This is a genomic window from Bacillus sp. FJAT-49736 (genome assembly GCF_018343615.1).
Classification (GTDB): domain Bacteria; phylum Bacillota; class Bacilli; order Bacillales; family Bacillaceae_C; genus Margalitia.
Window position 1 is genome coordinate 284,851 of record NZ_JAGYPI010000004.1, and the last position, 17,541, is coordinate 302,391.

A 17,541-nucleotide genomic window follows, 5' to 3' on the forward strand; every position below is an offset into this window, starting at 1 on the left:
AAAGATGCTTAGAGGATTCTACACAGCAGCATCCGGAATGATTGCGCAGCAGCGAAAAACAGATCTTTTAACCAATAATATGGCTAATTCGAATACCCCTGGATTTAAAGTGGATCAATCATCGATGAGGGCTTTCCCTGAGCTTCTCCTTCAGCGCATGAATAAGCAGACAGTTCCGGTTGATAACACCTTTACCATACCTTCATCTTCAAGAGTAGGTGCTATCAATACAGGTGTATACATGCAGGAGGTTTTGCCTAAGTTCCTGCAAGGAGATTTGCAGGCAACTCAAAATAAAACGGATTTGGCACTTCAGGATATTAATCCAGATTCCGCAAGCACTGTATTTTTTTCCGTACAAGATAAGGATGGGAAGGTAAAATATACGCGTAACGGAAACTTTACGTTAGATGGCGAAGGCTATTTAACGACTGCAAATGGACTGTATGTTTTGGGGCGAAATGGAAATCGAATTCATCTAAATAGTGCAGACTTTTCTGTAGATTCAAGCGGCAGGGTTAGTGAAAATGGAACCCAAGCTGGAACACTTGGTATTGCCTATGCAGCAAATCCGAATACATTAATAAAAGAGGGCGATGGTTTATTCCGTGTAGACAATAATACCGTTTTGCCCACGGCACCAAATACGCTTTTTCAAGTAAAACAAGGTTATTTAGAGCGTTCAAATGTAGATGTTTCGCAGACAATGACGGAAATGTTATCAGCTTACAGGAGCTTTGAAGCAAATCAAAAGGTTTTGCAGGCATATGATCACAGTATGGATAAAGCGGTTAACGAAGTTGGACGAGTAAATGGCTAGAAAGGTGAGGGGGTTTTCCAATGAATAGATCTATGATTGTTGCATCGAATACTTTGAATCAGCTGCAAAAACAACTCGATATTATCAGCAATAATATGGCTAATGTGGAAACAAACGGTTATAAGAAACGAGAAGTCACCTTTACAGACCTATTATTCCAACAATTCAACAACCAGCTCAATCCAAATAATGAAATAGGAAGAAACACTGCACTTGGAATCCGTTTAGGTGCTGGTGCAAAGATGGCCCAATCTCAAATGCTGTTAACTCAAGGCAGTCTTAAAGAAACAAAGCGTCCTTTAGATGTTGCTTTTACTAAAGAAAATCAATTTTTAAAGGTATTAACAAGTGATAACGGACAAAATGAGGTCCGTTATACAAGGGATGGGAACCTATCCGTTTCGCCTGTTGGAAAAAATGAGGTTATGCTTGTTAACAGCTCAGGTTATCCAGTTTTGGATGAGAATAATAAAATGATTACCTTTCCTGCAAATGCGGAAAGCTATACAATAACAAGTGATGGCAGACTTCTAGTAAAACAAAATAACGGTCAAACGAATGCTTATAACCTTGGTGTTATTGCAGTCAATAAACCTCAGTTTTTGGAGCAATACGGTGATAATTTAATTGGTTTGCCGAAAAATGGTGTTGCAGGTACAAATGTTCTTACCAATTTGGTTGGGGCTGGGAGAAATAATATCTCCATTCAACAGGGTGCTTTAGAAGGCTCCAATGTTGACTTAGGCCAAGAGATGACAGAACTGATTAATGTTCAACGCGAATATCAATTTCAATCAAGGACAATAACCATTTCAGATCAAATGATGGGATTAGTAAACGGTCTTCGTTAAAGGGGAAATGGGAATGACAGAAAAGGAAATCCAGCCTAAAACAGAAACACGTTCACAATTTAAGAAGAGAAAAAAATCGGAGGAACGGAAAACTGAAAATAGAGAAAAGATCCGAATTCGGCTTATCCCTATTTGGTTAAGAATTATTCTGGTCCTTTGTGCGATTGTGATAAGTGTTTTATCCGGGATTATTGTTGGATATGGTGTTATCGGTGATGGAAAACCTATGGATGCATTATCCAAATCCACTTGGACCCATATTGTCGACCTAGTGAATAAAAAATAAGAGGAAGGATATCCTTCCTTTTTTCATGGAGGTAATACATATGTTAGATATTCAGCAAATCAAGGAAATCATCCCGCATCGTTATCCCTTTTTATTAGTCGATAAGATTTTAGAGGTGGAAGATGGTAAAAGAGCAGTAGGGATGAAAAATGTGTCTGGAAATGAGGAGTTTTTCAATGGTCATTTTCCGGACTTTCCAGTAATGCCGGGTGTATTAATAGTAGAAGCACTCGCACAAGTTGGAGCGGTTGCAATGCTTAAATTGGAGGAAAACCGTGGCCGACTTGCTTTTTTTGCAGGCATTGATAATTGCCGTTTTAAGCGTCAAGTAAGACCGGGTGATCAATTAATGCTGGAAGTAGAAATATTGCGTTTAAAAGGCCCTGTAGGGAAAGGAAAAGGTATTGCTAAAGTTGAAGGTGAAATCGTTTGTGAAACGGAGCTAATGTTTGCCCTAGGTAAATAAATGATAGTGGAAATTACCTCTGCCACTTTTGAAGGAATAAGAATTTTACAGTATGTTTTCAATAATAAGGGGAAAGTTATCCATAGAGCAAACATGAAAGGAGAAGTCTTCATGGCTAGAAAGATGCTTAATTGGATATTAAGTTTTTCCCTTATTCTTATTGTTTTGGCAGGATGTAATACGAAGAAACAAGAACCGCCACCGCCAAGTTTAAATAACGGTGTGAATGAAAATAGGAATATGAATGATGTTGATAAAGATAAATTTAATAAAAGCAATAATAATCAAATGGACCGGGATAAAGATTTTAACCAAAATACAAATGATATAAATGAAAATGACAATGAATATAATAAAGACCTTAAAAATGAAGATTATAAAAAGAATAAAAATAAATAAGCAGGAGTGAAACCTGCTTATTTGTCGTTACAAATGGCTTTTTTCGTAAATCTTGTTGTATTTGATCCTTAATAAGGGTCAAATACTTAAGTTTCTAGGTAATTGTCGCATAACTTCCTACGAAAAGATGCCACGAAGCATTGAGTTATACAGGTTGATGAATAAATACGAAAAACAACAATCTATACGAAAATAGCTTTACAAATTTATTAAAATGTAACAATTATATTACTGAAATAACAGTAGCGTAGTGAAAGAAAACAGCCATAGTTGAAGTTTCTTAGATTATAGAGTACAATTCAAAAATACGGTATTATGAATTTTGATGTATCTAAATAGCTACATATTTAGGGGGTTCTTTAAATAGATGTTTAATGAGCTATCACCAGGAATAAAGATAAGTATTAGTCGTTCTATTTCAACTGTATTCGAGCAATACATGGAAAAAATACAATGGGACGAAAATAAATATAGTCTAGAGGATTTTATTCATGAGTGGAAAGAATATATAAATAACCATGCATCTTGGTTTGATCAGGTAAGTGATGAAATAAAGGAAGATCCAAGCTTTCATGAAGACCTCGCTCTGAAGATTAATGAAACCATTGAAAAGATTTTATCGGAGGAGCCAACTCCAGATCAACTAGAGCAAATAGAACAACTGCAAAAGGAGTTAAAGACAGATTATTCATACTCCTGTAAAGCAGAGGCGAAATTTCTAATTCAATACTTATCAAAGCAATAAAAATAAGCTCCTGTTTTCTCAGGAGCTTTTGATTTAGTTTCCTTCATTCTTGATATTTTTTGGAAGAAACATATTTAGTTATTTTCTTCATCCTGCTTTTGAATTCTTGAATAAGCTCTTCCCCTGTAAAGCCTTCTTGTACAATGTCACTAAGAAGAAGCTCGGCATAATTGCTTCTTTGTATCCTTATATACCCCTCTAATAATACACTGATGTAATTTTTAAATTGTTTAATGCCTCGAATATGAGTTTTTAAAGGGGCAGGATCATTCGCTTCATTTGTAATTACGACCTGAACATCTAACTCATCTGGGCTTTCTTGTGCGGCACGAAAAAAGTCATAATATTCCTTACTGATATAAGCCTCTATTAACCAATTCTTTTTCCCGTCTTCTTTATTAATAATTAAACCGTCCTCTAAGGGAATATCTTTAATATTCCCATTGACAATAACCTGCAGTGAGACAATTTTAAATGTTTTCATATTTAATCCTCCATTAATTTTTCCGATCATCTGGAGCAAGACACTTTGTTAGTACAAATTATAGCATACAACTGTGGAAATATTATCTATGGCACATGGGCAACCCTTTAATAAGAAATACCAAAAAAGGTATTTTTTTATTATAAGAAGTTTTTCAGCAAAAAAGGAAGTTGAAAAAGAGTTTTTATCTGTAGGAAAGCTTGAATATTAGAGAAAAATACCGAAGGAATCATAAATTTCCTTATTTTACTATTTAGTGATGATTTAATATGATGTAGTTACTTTAACATAGAAAGGAGGGTTTGAATGTTTTGATTAATCAAGTTATGCTTGTTGGCAGATTAACTAAGGACCCAGAGCTTAGACAAACGATGGATGGAAAGTCTGTTTTGAATGTAACTATAGCATTAAATAGACATTTTCGAAATAGTTTTGGAGAAATTGAAGCGGATTTTGTTCAATGTACATTATGGAGCAAAACAGCGGAAAATACTGCAAAATATTGCTCTAAAGGGTCCGTTATTGGCGTCGTTGGCCGTATCCAAACAAGGAATTATGAAAATCAAGAAGGGAAAAAGGTGTATGTTACGGAAGTGGTTGCGGAAACGGTAAGGTTTTTAGGTGGGAAACCATCGGAAGACCGTGAACTGCAATCAACAAAATAAATTGCAAAGGAGAAGTGAATGGAAAATTACTCTGCAAGAATAGAAGCATTGGAAAAATTGTTAGAAGACCTCATATTACAGCTAGGAAGAACAAATAATCGAATCTATATGCTCACCCAACGCGTAAGCTTCCTCGAGCAAGAGCAGCATAAAGCTGTACACTATAATTCCAAAGTGGTTTCACTATAATTCATTTTATCCTCTAGTCTCCTCATCAGATAAATTTTAGCAACAGCAGCCTCATACATCCTCAAAAAGTAGACCAGCTTAATTGGTATAAGCTGGTCATTTTTTATGGGAAAAGAAAGTATTAGTTTTTTGTTAAAGGCTCTTTTCTTAAAATTTATTGCTTTTTTAGACAAAAATCCTAAAAACGACCTGCTTTTTGATTATGAATGGATGATTTTCTTAAGAAGGCGCTCCGAACTAAGACTACATTAGGATTGATAACAATTGACGAAAAACAGCAGTCTATACGAAAACCCCTTATTTAATAAATTTATTAATGAGTTTAATCTTTGTCTAGTTTCAAGTGAAATTTGAAGTATCAATTTCACTAATGGCTATAGGCTAGGAATTTCTTATGATAACATTATCAAGTCACGTAATTCTTGATTCGAAAGTTCTGTAATCCAGTTTTCATTATTAATAATCTCTTCATTTAATGCTTGCTTCTTCTCAAGCATGGCATCAATTTTTTCCTCCAGAGTGCCGGTTGCGATCAGCTTATGGACATGAACAAAACGATTTTGCCCGATACGATAGGCTCTATCTGTTGCTTGGTTTTCCACAGCCGGGTTCCACCAACGGTCATAATGAACGACATGATTGGCAGCTGTCAAATTTAATCCTGTTCCCCCAGCTTTTAGAGATAAGAGGAAAATAGGGAATTCTCCATTTTGGAACTGGCTGACATATTCATCTCTTTTGGACTTGGCCATACTCCCATTTAAAAAAGGAACAGTCAATCCGAAACGGTTATATAGCACCTTTTGGATCATTTCACCCATCCCAATATATTGAGTGAATATAAGGCATGCTTCTTTCGCATCTAGGATGGACTCTATCAGCTCAGTAAGTTTCTCCATCTTATGGGACCGATTTTCTAATCCTTTTGGAGCTTCCTCTTTCAGGTACAAAGCAGGATGATTGCATAATTGCTTCAGTCTATTTAGCATTTGCAAAATTAGGCCCTTCCGCTCAAAGGTTGTTAGCTCCTCTATTTGATTAAAGGTTTCCCGAATAAGCTGTTCATATAAAGTGGCCTGTTCGGTCGTCAATGGGCAATATTCCTTTTGTTCAAGCTTATCGGGAAGATTTAGCTCAACATCAGGATCCTTTTTTGTTCTGCGCAGTAAAAATGGGCGGATAAGCGATTGAAGTTCACTGATTTTTGGTTGTTCTTCTTCCTTTTCAATCGGCAAAATAAAACGTTTTTGAAATTGTGCAAAGGTGCCTAAATAACCGTGATTGGTAAAGTCAAAAATAGACCACAGCTCAGATAAGCGATTCTCCATCGGAGTACCGGTGAGAGCAATATGATGGCGTCCTTTTAATTTCCGTATAGCTCTGGATTGCTTTGTTTGGGCGTTTTTGATATTTTGTGCTTCATCTAGGGCAATCGTTCCCCAATGTACCGATGCAAGCTCATCAAAATCTAAATGGGATAAGCCATAGCTTGTTAATACGATGTCTATTTCCTTGATATTCTTCTCAAATTCAGCCCCTTTGCTGCGATGTGGTCCATAGTGAAGATAAACAGACATAGTGGGGGCGAAGCGCTCCAGTTCCTTTTGCCAATTGCCTAGAACGGAGGTAGGACAAATAATCAATGCAGGAGCAGCTTGTTCCTCTGAATTCTTAACCTGCAATAAATAGGTAATAAGCTGAATGGTTTTTCCTAAGCCCATATCATCAGCTAACACTGCGCCAAAATGAAATTGGCGTAGGAATGTAAGCCAGTTATAGCCTTGCTGCTGATAAGGTCGTAATGTTCCCTCAAACTGTTTTGGAATTGGAGCAGAAGGAATATTGGAAGTGTCCTTAAGCGCATGGACCAGCTTAGTTAAGGAACGATTCAGTTCAATTTTAATATTTGCAAAGCTGCGTGGATCAAATTCCTCTTCTACATCTGTATCTGTATCTTCCTTAGGAATTAACTCCTGTTCCATAATGTCCTGAAGACGTAGACCTTCCTTTTTAGCTCGCTTCATTAATTCTTGTATTTGCTGGATCATCTTAGGATCCAATTTTATCCATTGCCCATCAATTTTTATAAGCCGGCGATGATTGTCCACAAGCTGATAAAATTCCTCCTCTGTAAAATCAGCGCCATTCATGGATAACCGCCAATCAAAGTCGAGCATAGCATTTAACCCGACGAAGGACGGTCGGTAGGTAGTATTAGTTTGTTTTAGTCTGGCTTTTACAGTAAGCTGAGCATCACGCATTGCTACCCACCAGGAAGGAAGTAGTATTTCAATTCCGAGCATGAGCAGTTTTTCGCTTGCAATTGTTAAAAAGTCCCATGCTAAAATCTCATCTAATTCCTTTTTTAGCCCTTTTGAATCACTAAGCCATGGAAACAGTTTTCCCCATCGCACCTGTTCTTCTGTTATTTCTTGAATATACGGTTTCCATTTGACAGGAAATCGTTTGTGATCTGCGGAAATTAGTTTGTCTGGGTTGTTCTTATCCCTTAATACTGTTTCAAGAAGCCAAGGCTCCTCGTCCTCCGTCGGTTCTGAAATTCGAAGTCCAATGGTAAAAGGACGCTCATCTTCAGCCCCAATCCAATCACGAAAACGCTTCTCATCAAAATAAGAAGTTAATTCTTCTGCAGTAAGGGAAGTCTTTCCTAAGTTTTTTATTTTATCAATTATTCCGGGTCTACTTTGAAGGAAGGAAGTCATCGCTTGATGATACCACTCTTCTAATAACTCTTTTGCAGTAGCATCGCCAATTGGCTGTTCCCAAAAGTGAGCTTCAAATTCATCTAATACAAGCTGAGGAAGTCTCCAAATAAGCGGATGCTCCTCGCTTTCTGTAAAGAGTGGCAGCGCAATTCCTTTTACGACTGCCTCATGCATAATGGGGGCACTTGATAGCAATAGCTGTCCAATTACGTCCCATTCCCAATTCACTAACGAGCTGAAGCTTTCGTTTGCAAAAAGGGCTAATAATAACCAGCCATCAATAGTGATGCCCAATCTACCTTTATGCCTTGAAGTGGAAAGGGAGGATCCGTAGAAGCTTTCCTCATGCCAAATAAACAGTTGGCGTTTCCAAACAGAAGGGTTTATTTCTTGTCCATTTGGATCCTCTGCATAAACAAAAAAAGCTCCTTTTTCCAAATACTCTATTTGAATCTTTAATACTGTTGTTTTAAGCATCGATTAGCTTTCCCCTTCTACATTCCTCGTGAAATGCACGAAGCCTTTTAGTCTTAAGAAGCAAATCATCAAAATAGATGTCCCAAGCATTTAATTTTTTTTGCTTTTTATATAGAGCACGCAATTTTTTTAAATACCTAACCGACCTTTTATAAGCATCACGAGTACGGCTTTCCAATAAATGCTCAACTGCCGCATGATACAGCGGCATTACAAGCTGCGGTTCTGTCTTGGCAACAGTTTCTAGCTTATATTTATCAACCAACTCAATATCTCTTCCTGTTAAATGCTGCAGCTCTACCCATGTACGAAATTTTTGCTTCACAATTAAGTATTCATTGTATTGAGTATAGCTGAACGGCAAAAATTCAATATAGATCCTTTCTAAAAGGAGAGGGTGATGGTCTGCTAACATGTTTTCATCTATTGTTCTAAAAAACATTCTCATAAACGCATAACTGTCAAAATCATTTTTTAGTTTGGACAAATAATCTGATATGAAAGGAATCATAGCATGAATATATTTTATAAGCCGGCTATATGCCTTTTGTGTTTTTAAATATTGAAACCAGTATTGAGAGAAATAAATAATGTTTTTATCCAAAGTTTTCATAGCGGATAAGGCAATTTCATCTTTTCCGCACAATATGGATAGATATATCTTGGCAAGAATCATTCTTTCGTTTTGTATAGTTTCTGATTGCAACCTCTCTAATTCCAGCTTACGCCAAATTGTTTGTTTAAATAAAGAGGTCCAGAGAAGCATATAAAGCTCTGCCAATTCAGACGAATGAAAGGTTTTAGTGTTCAGTAGTGTCGTGCAATCTTCCCGCAAATAAGCAATATAAGAATCGAAAGCAAAAGGTAGAACAGAAATAGAGAGCTTTTTTAATGCGTCGTCTGCTTCTTCCAGCATAAAAGAAAAGAAGGCCTCATGTGTCTGAAAATGATTTCTAACACATATCTCATTTGCTTCTTTTAGGGTATGATAAGCTGCAAACAGATGGTATAACGGTCTCCATTCTCTTTCAACAGGAGCATATTCAATTAGTCGATTGTAAGTAACTCTAAGTTTTTCCTCTAGCACATATTCATTTTGTATATCGAGATTGTTGAATGCTTTATGAAAGCGATGTATCCATGCCTCATGGCCAGATAGTGGGACAGGTGTTTGTTCTGAAACCAAATCACTTCCACGCCTCATGTTCTTTAAAATCGCGAATGAAGAATCGTGCTTTTTCCATTCTTGTACCCAATCAAACACACTGCCAATTTGATTATAAACGGAAAAAAATAAGGCCATTTGATGACGGCAGATGCCCTCCTGCGGACATGAACAGGAACTGTTCTCGGGATTCTCCAAATCTAATGAAACCTGAACAGGTGTAACGTCCTGAACCTTAGCAGAGATAATATTTTGGGATATATTCTTTTTTGAAACTAATTGTTGGCGATAAAGAAGCAAGCCTTTTTGAACAAGCTTTTGGTGAGTATCACTTGCGGGATCTAAATAGGATTGAAGTTTTTCTGCAAATGCTTGAAGCTCTTCCTTCATAAGTTCGTATCACCTCCTGATCTTAAAAAAAGGCACCACTTCTATTTTAAAGGAATTATTGCTATTAGAAAAGTTTGAGAAAGGAGAAATAGATTGAAGAAAGTGAGGCTAAGAGAAACCTCACTCCTTTTACTTATCTGAGCTTATCCAAAATTCCCGATTAGCAAATATATTTACCCCCTTAAGAACAACCTTTTTACCATTTTCAATTCTATAGTTCTTGTTGACAGGATATATGATTTTCGTTCCTTTCTTTTCTGCAATAAACAAAGGATTATATGAATTGCGGAAATCTATTTTTACTTTATAGCCTTTTTTCGCATAGTAATCCTTTGCCTTAATAAAATAAGATTGATTTATATCCTTTAAAGAAGGTATACGCAAAAATTTAGATATATAGGTAGGGAAATCAGTGTTATTAATTAATCCTGAGGGTTTCCCAGGACCATAGGCATATAAGAAAACATCCTCTCCGGAATGCCCTTGTGTGGTAAAGCCTAAATTTGCACGATTAGCCATTTGCTTAGCCAATTCTAGTTCTACGTTATCTGCAGTTTTTAAACGAATTAATTCACTCTCTTTCAATGGTTCTAATCCATAATATTTGGCAATCTCCTTTAAGTTGGATCGGTCTTTTTTAAGTAAGGATACGGCTCCAGCAGCGGTTAGCTTTGCCTTTTTTAATGGATCGATAAAGTCATGGACAGGTGTTGTCGAATAGGATTTATTCGTATTATGATTCCCCATAGTCAGCCCGCTATTTCCATGATCTGTAACAGCAATCAGTAATGTATTTGAGTTACTTTCTGCAAATTGCACCGCCTCTTGGACAGCAGCATCAAAAGAAAGTATTTCGCTTATCATTCCAACCGGATCATTTTTATGGGCTGCCCAATCAATCTTGCTTCCTTCTACAAAGAGAAAAAAGCCCTTTTCATTTTTGCTAAGTAGATGGATTGCCTTTTTCGTCATTTCCGCTAATGATGGTTGATTTGGAGCTAATTTCATACGGTCGAATTCGAATGCGATATCTATATCGGCAAAGCTACCCCAAACCTGTAGGTGCTTTACTTTTTTAAGCTCCGACTTTGTTTCTACAAAGGAATATCCGCTTTTTTTTATATTTTGCAATAAATTTTCTCCATCTTTTCGGTAGGTGGGCATATTGGAACCCACTCCTGTTGGACCTTGCTTTTGCTGCCCCTTGTCATTAACTATTAAGGAAACCTTTCCTCCACCGAGCACCACATTCATACCTTGGTATACCTGCTGCTCTGCAATATCATCGTAGCCGTCACGGTTTAAAGTATGAGCAGTAAATGAAGCAGGAGTGGCATGTTGAACAGGTGAAGTGGATACAATTCCTGTAGATAGCCCATGCATTTTTGCTGCCTCTAAAATAGTAATTGCAGGGCGAGCAGAATAAACTTTTCCGTCTTTCACTTCCGGAACGAAGCCAATCATGTTGGCTGTTGCTTTAAGTCCGGTTGCCATTGCAGTCCCGGCTGCTGCAGAATCTGTAATACCTGATTGCAAAGAGTATGTTTTAACTCCTCCGACCAGTATTCTATCAAGTGCAAGTTCTGTACCTTTATACCAGCGGGTTAAAGTTAAAGCATCTGAATTAGTGCCATCCATAACCATGAAAATAACATTTCTTTGCAGCTTTGATGGTTTGGCAGCATGGACCGAATGGAAAGGGGTAAGGAATAGAATAAATAGGACTAAATATCTCATAATTATCACCTCATTTTCTTAGCTTTGGGAAAAAGGTTAAAACTATACAATAATTAACATATTTCGGATTCCTAAAAAAATCGACAATTTGTCTTTCCTATTAAATATATGCTGAGATTTTGTCGTAATTTTAGTTCGAAATTTGAAGAAATCTGTCGGCTTCTGTGGAAGTTTCAGACTATTAAGACTATTTTCCTATGACTAAAGAATCTAGTTTATATGTCTACGGCTATGCTAATTTATTAATGTCTGAATTTTTAGGCTTCGTTAAATTGCGAGTCTATTTTTGAGGGGAGGTTTATCTTTAATCTATTAATCTTTTAAAAACTATGTTAGGGGGATAGGTAATGCTAAAAAGAAGCTTTGCAATTTTACTCATATTATTATTAGCTTTAAGCAGTGCAGCATTTGGCGCAGGAAGCTCTCATGCAGTAGGGCTGGACAAACCAAACAAGGGTAAGCCTGAGAAGGTACAGTCGAATATGGATCCAAACAAAGATGTGCGCGTCTTTGTTGAGATGACAGGTGAACCGGGTATTGAATATGCGAAACAAAAAGGTGTTAAATACAATAAACTTAGTAAACAAGAAAGAAAAAGCATAGAAAATAAAGCGCTTGCTGAACAAAGTACAGTTAAGGGCAAAATGAAGGACAAGAAAATTAAGTCCAAATATATCAATGATGTAACAACTGTCGTGAATGGTTTCAGTGCTGATATTAAGTATGGCGATATAGACCAAATAAAGTCGATTGACGGCGTAAAATCTGTTCAAGTTGTAAATGAATACAAGAGACCAGAAGAAAAGCCTGATATGATTTATAGCAAGGAACTTGTACAGGCTCAAGAAGCTTGGAGAAATTATGGCTATAAAGGTGAGGGAATGGTTGTCGGTATTATTGATACCGGTATTGATTATGATCACAAGGATATGAAGCTTAGTGATCCAGCAAAAGAAAAGCTTACCCAATCAAAAGTGAATGACCTTGTTGCAGACAATGGTCTGCCAGGTAAATTTTACACAGATAAGGTTCCTTACGGATACAACTATTTTGATAAAAATGATGTTGTAAAGGATTTGGGTGCTGGAGCATCTATGCACGGCATGCACGTGTCTGGAACAGTTGCAGCTAATGGGGATGAAAATAATGGTGGAATTAAAGGGATTGCTCCTGAAGCACAGTTACTAGCACTTAAAGTCTTCAGTAATGACCAATCAATTAAATCAACCTATGGCGATATTTATGTAAAAGCAATTGATGATGCAATTAAGCTTGGAGCAGATGTAATAAACATGAGCTTAGGATCTCCATCCGGATTTGTGGATGCAAATTCACCTGAGCAACAAGCAGTAAAACGCGCTACAGATAATGGAGTAGTCTTATCTATTTCTGCAGGAAATTCCTCGTTATTTGGTGATGGATACTACTATCCGCTTACATCTAATCCTGATTATGGGGTAGTAGGATCTCCAAGTGTATCCAATGAATCGATTTCTGTTGCTTCGTTTGAAAATACGAATATCCAGGTCGATGGATTAAAATATTCTATTGCAGGTGAAGCAGGCAGTGCACCATTTTTATCTGCAGGACAAACACATCCAAATAATGTCGAGCAAAAAACATTTGAAGTGCTAGCTGCAGGGTTAGGCGGACCAAATGACTTTGCGGGAAAAGACTTTTCTGGAAAATATGCCCTTGTCCAAAGAGGAACATATAATTTTGTTGATAAAGCAATTAATGCTCAAAAAGCAGGAGCTGCCGGTGTTATTATTTATAATAACCAAGACGGTCTTGTAAATATGGCGTCAGATCCATCCATCACAATTCCGCAATTATTTATGCTGAAAAATGATGGAGACAAGCTAAGAGCATCATTAGATAGCGGTAAAGCGGTAACTATTACATTCGATGGCGGAAAGACAAGCATGCAAAATCCTGATGCAGGAAAAATGAGCTCATTCTCTTCATGGGGTATTGCACCAAATTTAGATTTTAAACCAGAAATTACAGCTCCAGGAGGGCAAATTTATTCCACTCTTAATGATAATAAGTATGGATTAATGAGCGGTACATCGATGGCAGCGCCTCATGTATCAGGCGGCTCTGCGTTAGTATTAGAGCGTGTGGACAAAGACTTTGGCTTAAAAGACAGTGATCGCGTTCAATTAGCTAAAAATTTACTAATGAATACTGCAAAACCGGTTGTATTTGATGGTAATTTTGTTTCTCCTCGCCGACAAGGTGCAGGCTTAATGCAAATTAATTCTGCCTTAACGACTCCGGTAATTGTTACAGATTCTAAGACAAATGTAGCAAAGGTTGCTTTGAAGGAAATAAAAAATGGTAAGGTAACCTTCCAATTATCAGCAAAGAACTTAACAAATAAACCGGCTACTTATGATTTAACAATTAATGCGCAAACAGACAAACCGTTGCAAAATGGCAGTGATTTAATTAATGCTCCTAATCTGGTTGGTGCTTTAGATTTAGGCAGCTATGTAGACTTCAAAGTTAATGGAAAAGCCAAGGATCAAGTTGTTGTACCTGCCAATAAGGAAGTAAAAATTAATATTACAATGGATGCAAAAGCTGCAGAAAAATACGTAGCTTCCGCGTATCCAAATGGCTTCTGGTTAGAAGGATTTATTCAATTAACCGATCCAACTGACACGAATCCAACATTAACGGTTCCATATGTAGGTTTTGACGGAAGTTGGGATCAAGCTCCGATTTTTGATAGACCAATGTGGGATGAAAATACTTACTATGGCTACACTGGTGTATTAACATCTCTTGGCGGCGGCGATTATGGTTTCCTAGGGGAAGATGTAAAAACTGGAGACATAGATCCAGCGAAAATTGCTATTTCACCGAATGGCGATGGTGTTCAAGATAATGCATTACCACTTCTCTCCTTTATGCGTAACGCAAAAAATGTAACAGTCTATGTACTAGATAGCAAGAAACATAGAGTGGCTACCGTTGGAACAGAGAGCGACATGCGGAAGGACTCTTATGATAACGGAAATGGTTCCAGATACACATTAGATCCTGTATTCCTATGGGATGGTAAGATTAAAGGCAAAACAGCTTCAGAAGGTCAATATTATCTTCAGGTAGAAGGAGTTATTGATTATTCGAAGGCAAAGCCGCAAACACTTGAACTACCAGTAAAAGTGGATGTAACAAAGCCAAGTCTTAATGTTAAATATGATGCAGCATCTAAGAACCTTACTGTTAATGCTTCCGATGAGAAGAATGGCAGCGGACTTTCTTATTGGGATGTATTGGTGGATGGAAAATCCGTGACGAAAAATGCATATTTCTCTGAGTCAGATCATCAATTTAATGTTGGAGAAATAAAAGGACACCAAGTAACTGTTGTTGCATATGACAATGCTGGCAATAGTACGGTTGTACCAGTAAAATAATAATGCAAAAAAAGCTATTGCAGGTCTTGCAATAGCTTTTTTTTGGGAATTAATTCTAATTAATATGATAAAATAAGTGCTATCATCATTATTAAAAAACTAGGTTAATAGAATGGTAGGTGGCTTATTTGTTTAAAAATGATATTACCCAATTTTTAAATATCAAATATCCTATTATCCAGGCACCAATGGCTGGAGGAATTACTACTTCTGCACTAGTAGCTGCAGTGTCTAATGCAGGAGGTCTTGGAATGATTGGTGCAGGCTATATGAATCCTGACCAAATTAGAGAACAAATAAAAGAGGTAAAAGGGATGACGGAAAACCCCTTTGGCATTAACTTATTTGTTCCTGAGGATACAGGTGAAGATGCATCGATATTAGCAAGTGCCTACCAGGCATTGCAACCGTTTCGGGACAGACTGAAAATAAAATCATCCTTACCATCTGTTTCATATAAAAGCTCCTTCGAGGATCAATTTATGGTGATACTAGAGGAGAAAGTCCCCGTATGCTCCTTTACATTCGGTTTACCAACGGCTAATCAAATAGAGTCTTTGAAAGCAAAAGGGATCGTAGTGATAGGAACAGCGACAACGGTGGAGGAAGCCATTCTAGTTGAAAAAGCGGGAATGGATGCGGTTGTTGTACAAGGAAGTGAAGCGGGTGGACATCGCGGTACATTTGCTGGGGAGATGGCTGACAGTTTGATTGGATTAATGTCTCTTGTCCCACAAGTTGCTGACAGTGTAAATATTCCTGTCATCGCAGCTGGAGGTATTATGGATGAAAGAGGCATTCTAGCTTCTATTTGTTTAGGGGCTAATGGGGTTCAAATGGGTACTGCTTTTTTAACCTGTATGGAAAGCGGTGCACACGAACAACATAAAAAGGCTATCCTGGAAGCAAGGGAGAATGAAACTACATTAACAAATGCTTTTTCCGGTAAATATGCAAGAGGGATCAAAAATAACTTCATATCTGGAATGGAGGAAAGAAAGTCAATAATAGCTCCATACCCAATTCAAAACTCTCTTACGCAGGAAATTAGAAAAGTGGCAGCACGGCAAGGATTACCAGATTTTATGTCGCTTTGGTCTGGGCAAAGTCCAAGATTAAGTCGGAGTGAAACAGTGCAGGAATTGATAGACCGAATTGTAAAAGGCTGTAGATTTCCGTCCTAAATAGAACAATGTAATGAAACAATGTAACAGCATAAGCGAATATGCTGTTATTTTTTATGTCTTAAAACCTTTAGAAATAAGGATTTGAAAAAATTTATAAAATGGTCTTTACTAATGTAACAGTGTTATGTTACATTGTTTTCAAGGAAAGAGCTATTATGAAAGGAGACGTAATGTATGAGCGAAGAGTTAATTTCTAAAAAGGATCTTTTGGAACTTACTAATATTTCTTACGGGCAACTATATAGATGGAAACGAAAAAACCTAATTCCAGAGGAATGGTTTATTAGAAAATCAACCTTTACTGGACAGGAGACTTTTTTTCCAAAGGAAAAGATATTAGAAAGAATCGAAAAAATTCAAACAATGAAGGAAAATTTATCCTTGGATGAACTAGCGAATGTATTCTCTCCAAATTTGGCTGAGCTTAGCCTAGAGGAAGATGAAATCATTAGAAAGGGGATTGCTTCACAAGCTGTTTTAAATATATTTCTCGAAATTAATCAGGGAATAAAAAAATTTACGTTTGAGTATATTCTTTCTGTTTATATTCTTGAAAAGCTTTTAGTCTCAGGTGAAATCAATTTGGATGAAGGAAAGATGGTTTTGCAAGTACTGAATGATCATTATCGCAGTATGAAAAGTGGTGAGCTATTTTTTATCCGAAAGTTGGGAATGTCCTCTTGCTTTATCGTTTCCGGTGTGGAGGATATTAATTTCGAAAAATCCACAAAAGTAGTGACTCGAGTATCGTTAACAAGCTGTATGGAAGAATTAACAACAAAATTATTGTAAGGGAGAGAGTAATGATGAATAAAAGTCGTGATTTAATCATAAATGGTTTTGGCAGTTCAAATGGGGGAGAATTTGACCTTGCTTCAATAAACGGCAAAGGAAAAGTTCTTGGGGATCTCAGTTGTAAGCATTATGATTGTAATGGTTTTGGAACGGTTGACGGCAATATAAATGCGGAAACAATAAAGATCAATGGGAATTCAAAGGTAATTGGGAATGTTGAAGCTGAAAATATTACAATTGATGGGCATTCTTCTATGAGTGGGGAAGTTAATACAGATTCGATAAGAATATCTGGAAGTGGCACCATAGGAGGTTCATTAAGAGGAGAGCATATCAAAATTAATGGGAAAGCCTCAATTGGTGGAGATTGCGAAGCGGAAGAATTTGTTTCAGAAGGTATTTTCACAATCGGAGGTTTGCTGAATGCAGAAACGATCGATATTCTCCTATATGGCGATTGCAAAGCAAAGGAGATTGGCGGGCAAGACATACGTATTAAACAAAGAAATCAAGGCTTTATGAAGATTATTAAATCAATCTATCCAACAAGATTGGTTACAGATGTTATCGAAGGTGATGATATTTATATAGAAGGGGTAAAAGCAAAAATCGTCAGAGGTAACAATGTTACGATAGGACAGAACTGTGATATTGATCTTCTTGAATACAAGGAGAAAATAGAGGTTGATAAAAGCTCTAAAGTGCGGAATTCAAATAAAATATAAGTT

The 17,541-nt window shown here is 37.0% G+C and carries 16 protein-coding genes; 12 read left to right on the forward strand and 4 right to left on the reverse strand.

Annotated elements, in window-relative coordinates:
• Window positions 1-4: 4 nt before the first annotated feature.
• The 6 genes from KHA87_RS19430 to KHA87_RS19455 all read left to right on the forward strand — a co-directional run bounded on the left by KHA87_RS19430 (window position 5) and on the right by KHA87_RS19455 (window position 3,567).
• Window positions 5-820 carry a flagellar hook-basal body protein gene (locus KHA87_RS19430; protein WP_213095841.1) on the forward strand — a complete coding sequence of 272 codons (816 nt, stop codon included), beginning with the start codon at window positions 5-7 and terminating at the stop codon, window positions 818-820.
• A gap of 20 nt (window positions 821-840) precedes the next feature.
• The gene (locus tag KHA87_RS19435) at window positions 841-1,671 is read left to right on the forward strand and encodes a flagellar hook-basal body protein (protein WP_213095842.1); all 831 of its coding nucleotides are present in this window, start codon (window positions 841-843) and stop codon (window positions 1,669-1,671) included.
• Window positions 1,672-1,684: 13 nt separating this feature from the next.
• Entirely contained in the window at window positions 1,685-1,957 is a 273-nt protein-coding gene (locus KHA87_RS19440; RefSeq protein ID WP_213095843.1) for a DNA-directed RNA polymerase subunit beta, read from the forward strand.
• A gap of 40 nt (window positions 1,958-1,997) precedes the next feature.
• On the forward strand, window positions 1,998-2,423 hold the full coding sequence (gene fabZ, locus KHA87_RS19445) for a 3-hydroxyacyl-ACP dehydratase FabZ (protein WP_213095844.1): 426 nt from the start codon (window positions 1,998-2,000) through the stop codon (window positions 2,421-2,423).
• Between the two features lie 111 nt (window positions 2,424-2,534).
• The gene (locus tag KHA87_RS19450; protein WP_213095845.1) at window positions 2,535-2,822 is read left to right on the forward strand and encodes a hypothetical protein; all 288 of its coding nucleotides are present in this window, start codon (window positions 2,535-2,537) and stop codon (window positions 2,820-2,822) included.
• A 367-nt stretch (window positions 2,823-3,189) separates the two neighbouring features.
• Window positions 3,190-3,567, forward strand: coding sequence for a hypothetical protein (locus tag KHA87_RS19455; RefSeq protein WP_213095846.1), 378 nt, complete (start codon window positions 3,190-3,192; stop codon window positions 3,565-3,567).
• A gap of 43 nt (window positions 3,568-3,610) precedes the next feature.
• On the opposite strand, the gene KHA87_RS19460 is transcribed toward KHA87_RS19455, so the two are convergent.
• Window positions 3,611-4,051, reverse strand: a complete 441-nt coding sequence (locus KHA87_RS19460) for a YwpF-like family protein (RefSeq protein WP_213095847.1) — start codon at window positions 4,049-4,051, stop codon at window positions 3,611-3,613.
• 311 nt (window positions 4,052-4,362) lie between these two features.
• Between KHA87_RS19460 and KHA87_RS19465 the strand changes: the two genes are divergently transcribed.
• On the forward strand, window positions 4,363-4,716 hold the full coding sequence (locus KHA87_RS19465) for a single-stranded DNA-binding protein (protein ID WP_213095848.1): 354 nt from the start codon (window positions 4,363-4,365) through the stop codon (window positions 4,714-4,716).
• 18 nt (window positions 4,717-4,734) lie between these two features.
• Window positions 4,735-4,905, forward strand: coding sequence for a hypothetical protein (locus KHA87_RS19470; RefSeq protein WP_213095849.1), 171 nt, complete (start codon window positions 4,735-4,737; stop codon window positions 4,903-4,905).
• Window positions 4,906-5,297: 392 nt separating this feature from the next.
• On the opposite strand, the gene KHA87_RS19475 is transcribed toward KHA87_RS19470, so the two are convergent.
• The 3 genes from KHA87_RS19475 to KHA87_RS19485 all read right to left on the reverse strand — a co-directional run bounded on the left by KHA87_RS19475 (window position 5,298) and on the right by KHA87_RS19485 (window position 11,400).
• The gene (locus KHA87_RS19475) at window positions 5,298-8,108 is read right to left on the reverse strand and encodes a DEAD/DEAH box helicase (RefSeq protein WP_213095850.1); all 2,811 of its coding nucleotides are present in this window, start codon (window positions 8,106-8,108) and stop codon (window positions 5,298-5,300) included.
• The gene (locus KHA87_RS19480) at window positions 8,101-9,663 is read right to left on the reverse strand and encodes an SWIM zinc finger family protein (RefSeq protein ID WP_213095851.1); all 1,563 of its coding nucleotides are present in this window, start codon (window positions 9,661-9,663) and stop codon (window positions 8,101-8,103) included. The genes KHA87_RS19475 and KHA87_RS19480 overlap by 8 nt, the downstream gene beginning before the upstream one ends.
• 129 nt (window positions 9,664-9,792) lie before the next feature.
• A complete protein-coding gene (locus tag KHA87_RS19485; RefSeq protein ID WP_213095852.1) occupies window positions 9,793-11,400 on the reverse strand; it encodes an alkaline phosphatase in 1,608 nt (535 codons plus the stop codon).
• 347 nt (window positions 11,401-11,747) lie between these two features.
• Here KHA87_RS19485 and KHA87_RS22475 point away from each other — a divergent pair, with 347 nt between their 5' ends.
• The 4 genes from KHA87_RS22475 (at window position 11,748) to KHA87_RS19505 (ending at window position 17,538) form a co-directional block, all read left to right on the forward strand.
• Window positions 11,748-14,831, forward strand: coding sequence for a S8 family serine peptidase (locus KHA87_RS22475; protein WP_213095853.1), 3,084 nt, complete (start codon window positions 11,748-11,750; stop codon window positions 14,829-14,831).
• A 128-nt stretch (window positions 14,832-14,959) separates the two neighbouring features.
• Window positions 14,960-16,015, forward strand: a complete 1,056-nt coding sequence (locus KHA87_RS19495) for an NAD(P)H-dependent flavin oxidoreductase (RefSeq protein WP_213095854.1) — start codon at window positions 14,960-14,962, stop codon at window positions 16,013-16,015.
• A gap of 177 nt (window positions 16,016-16,192) precedes the next feature.
• On the forward strand, window positions 16,193-16,810 hold the full coding sequence (locus KHA87_RS19500; RefSeq protein WP_213095855.1) for a YhbD family protein: 618 nt from the start codon (window positions 16,193-16,195) through the stop codon (window positions 16,808-16,810).
• An 11-nt stretch (window positions 16,811-16,821) separates the two neighbouring features.
• Entirely contained in the window at window positions 16,822-17,538 is a 717-nt protein-coding gene (locus tag KHA87_RS19505; RefSeq protein ID WP_213095856.1) for a polymer-forming cytoskeletal protein, read from the forward strand.
• Window positions 17,539-17,541 lie beyond the last annotated feature (3 nt).

Coding starts and splice junctions, on each gene's coding strand:
- KHA87_RS19440 (WP_213095843.1), top strand. CDS start 1,685: ATGACAGAAAAGGAAATCCAGCCTAAAACAGAAACACGTTCACAATTT.
- KHA87_RS19470 (WP_213095849.1), top strand. CDS start 4,735: ATGGAAAATTACTCTGCAAGAATAGAAGCATTGGAAAAATTGTTAGAA.
- KHA87_RS19500 (WP_213095855.1), top strand. CDS start 16,193: ATGAGCGAAGAGTTAATTTCTAAAAAGGATCTTTTGGAACTTACTAAT.
- KHA87_RS19435 (WP_213095842.1), top strand. CDS start 841: ATGAATAGATCTATGATTGTTGCATCGAATACTTTGAATCAGCTGCAA.
- KHA87_RS19475 (WP_213095850.1), bottom strand. CDS start 8,108: ATGCTTAAAACAACAGTATTAAAGATTCAAATAGAGTATTTGGAAAAA.
- KHA87_RS22475 (WP_213095853.1), top strand. CDS start 11,748: ATGCTAAAAAGAAGCTTTGCAATTTTACTCATATTATTATTAGCTTTA.
- fabZ (WP_213095844.1), top strand. CDS start 1,998: ATGTTAGATATTCAGCAAATCAAGGAAATCATCCCGCATCGTTATCCC.
- KHA87_RS19430 (WP_213095841.1), top strand. CDS start 5: ATGCTTAGAGGATTCTACACAGCAGCATCCGGAATGATTGCGCAGCAG.
- KHA87_RS19485 (WP_213095852.1), bottom strand. CDS start 11,400: ATGAGATATTTAGTCCTATTTATTCTATTCCTTACCCCTTTCCATTCG.
- KHA87_RS19505 (WP_213095856.1), top strand. CDS start 16,822: ATGATGAATAAAAGTCGTGATTTAATCATAAATGGTTTTGGCAGTTCA.
- KHA87_RS19460 (WP_213095847.1), bottom strand. CDS start 4,051: ATGAAAACATTTAAAATTGTCTCACTGCAGGTTATTGTCAATGGGAAT.
- KHA87_RS19450 (WP_213095845.1), top strand. CDS start 2,535: ATGGCTAGAAAGATGCTTAATTGGATATTAAGTTTTTCCCTTATTCTT.
- KHA87_RS19455 (WP_213095846.1), top strand. CDS start 3,190: ATGTTTAATGAGCTATCACCAGGAATAAAGATAAGTATTAGTCGTTCT.
- KHA87_RS19480 (WP_213095851.1), bottom strand. CDS start 9,663: ATGAAGGAAGAGCTTCAAGCATTTGCAGAAAAACTTCAATCCTATTTA.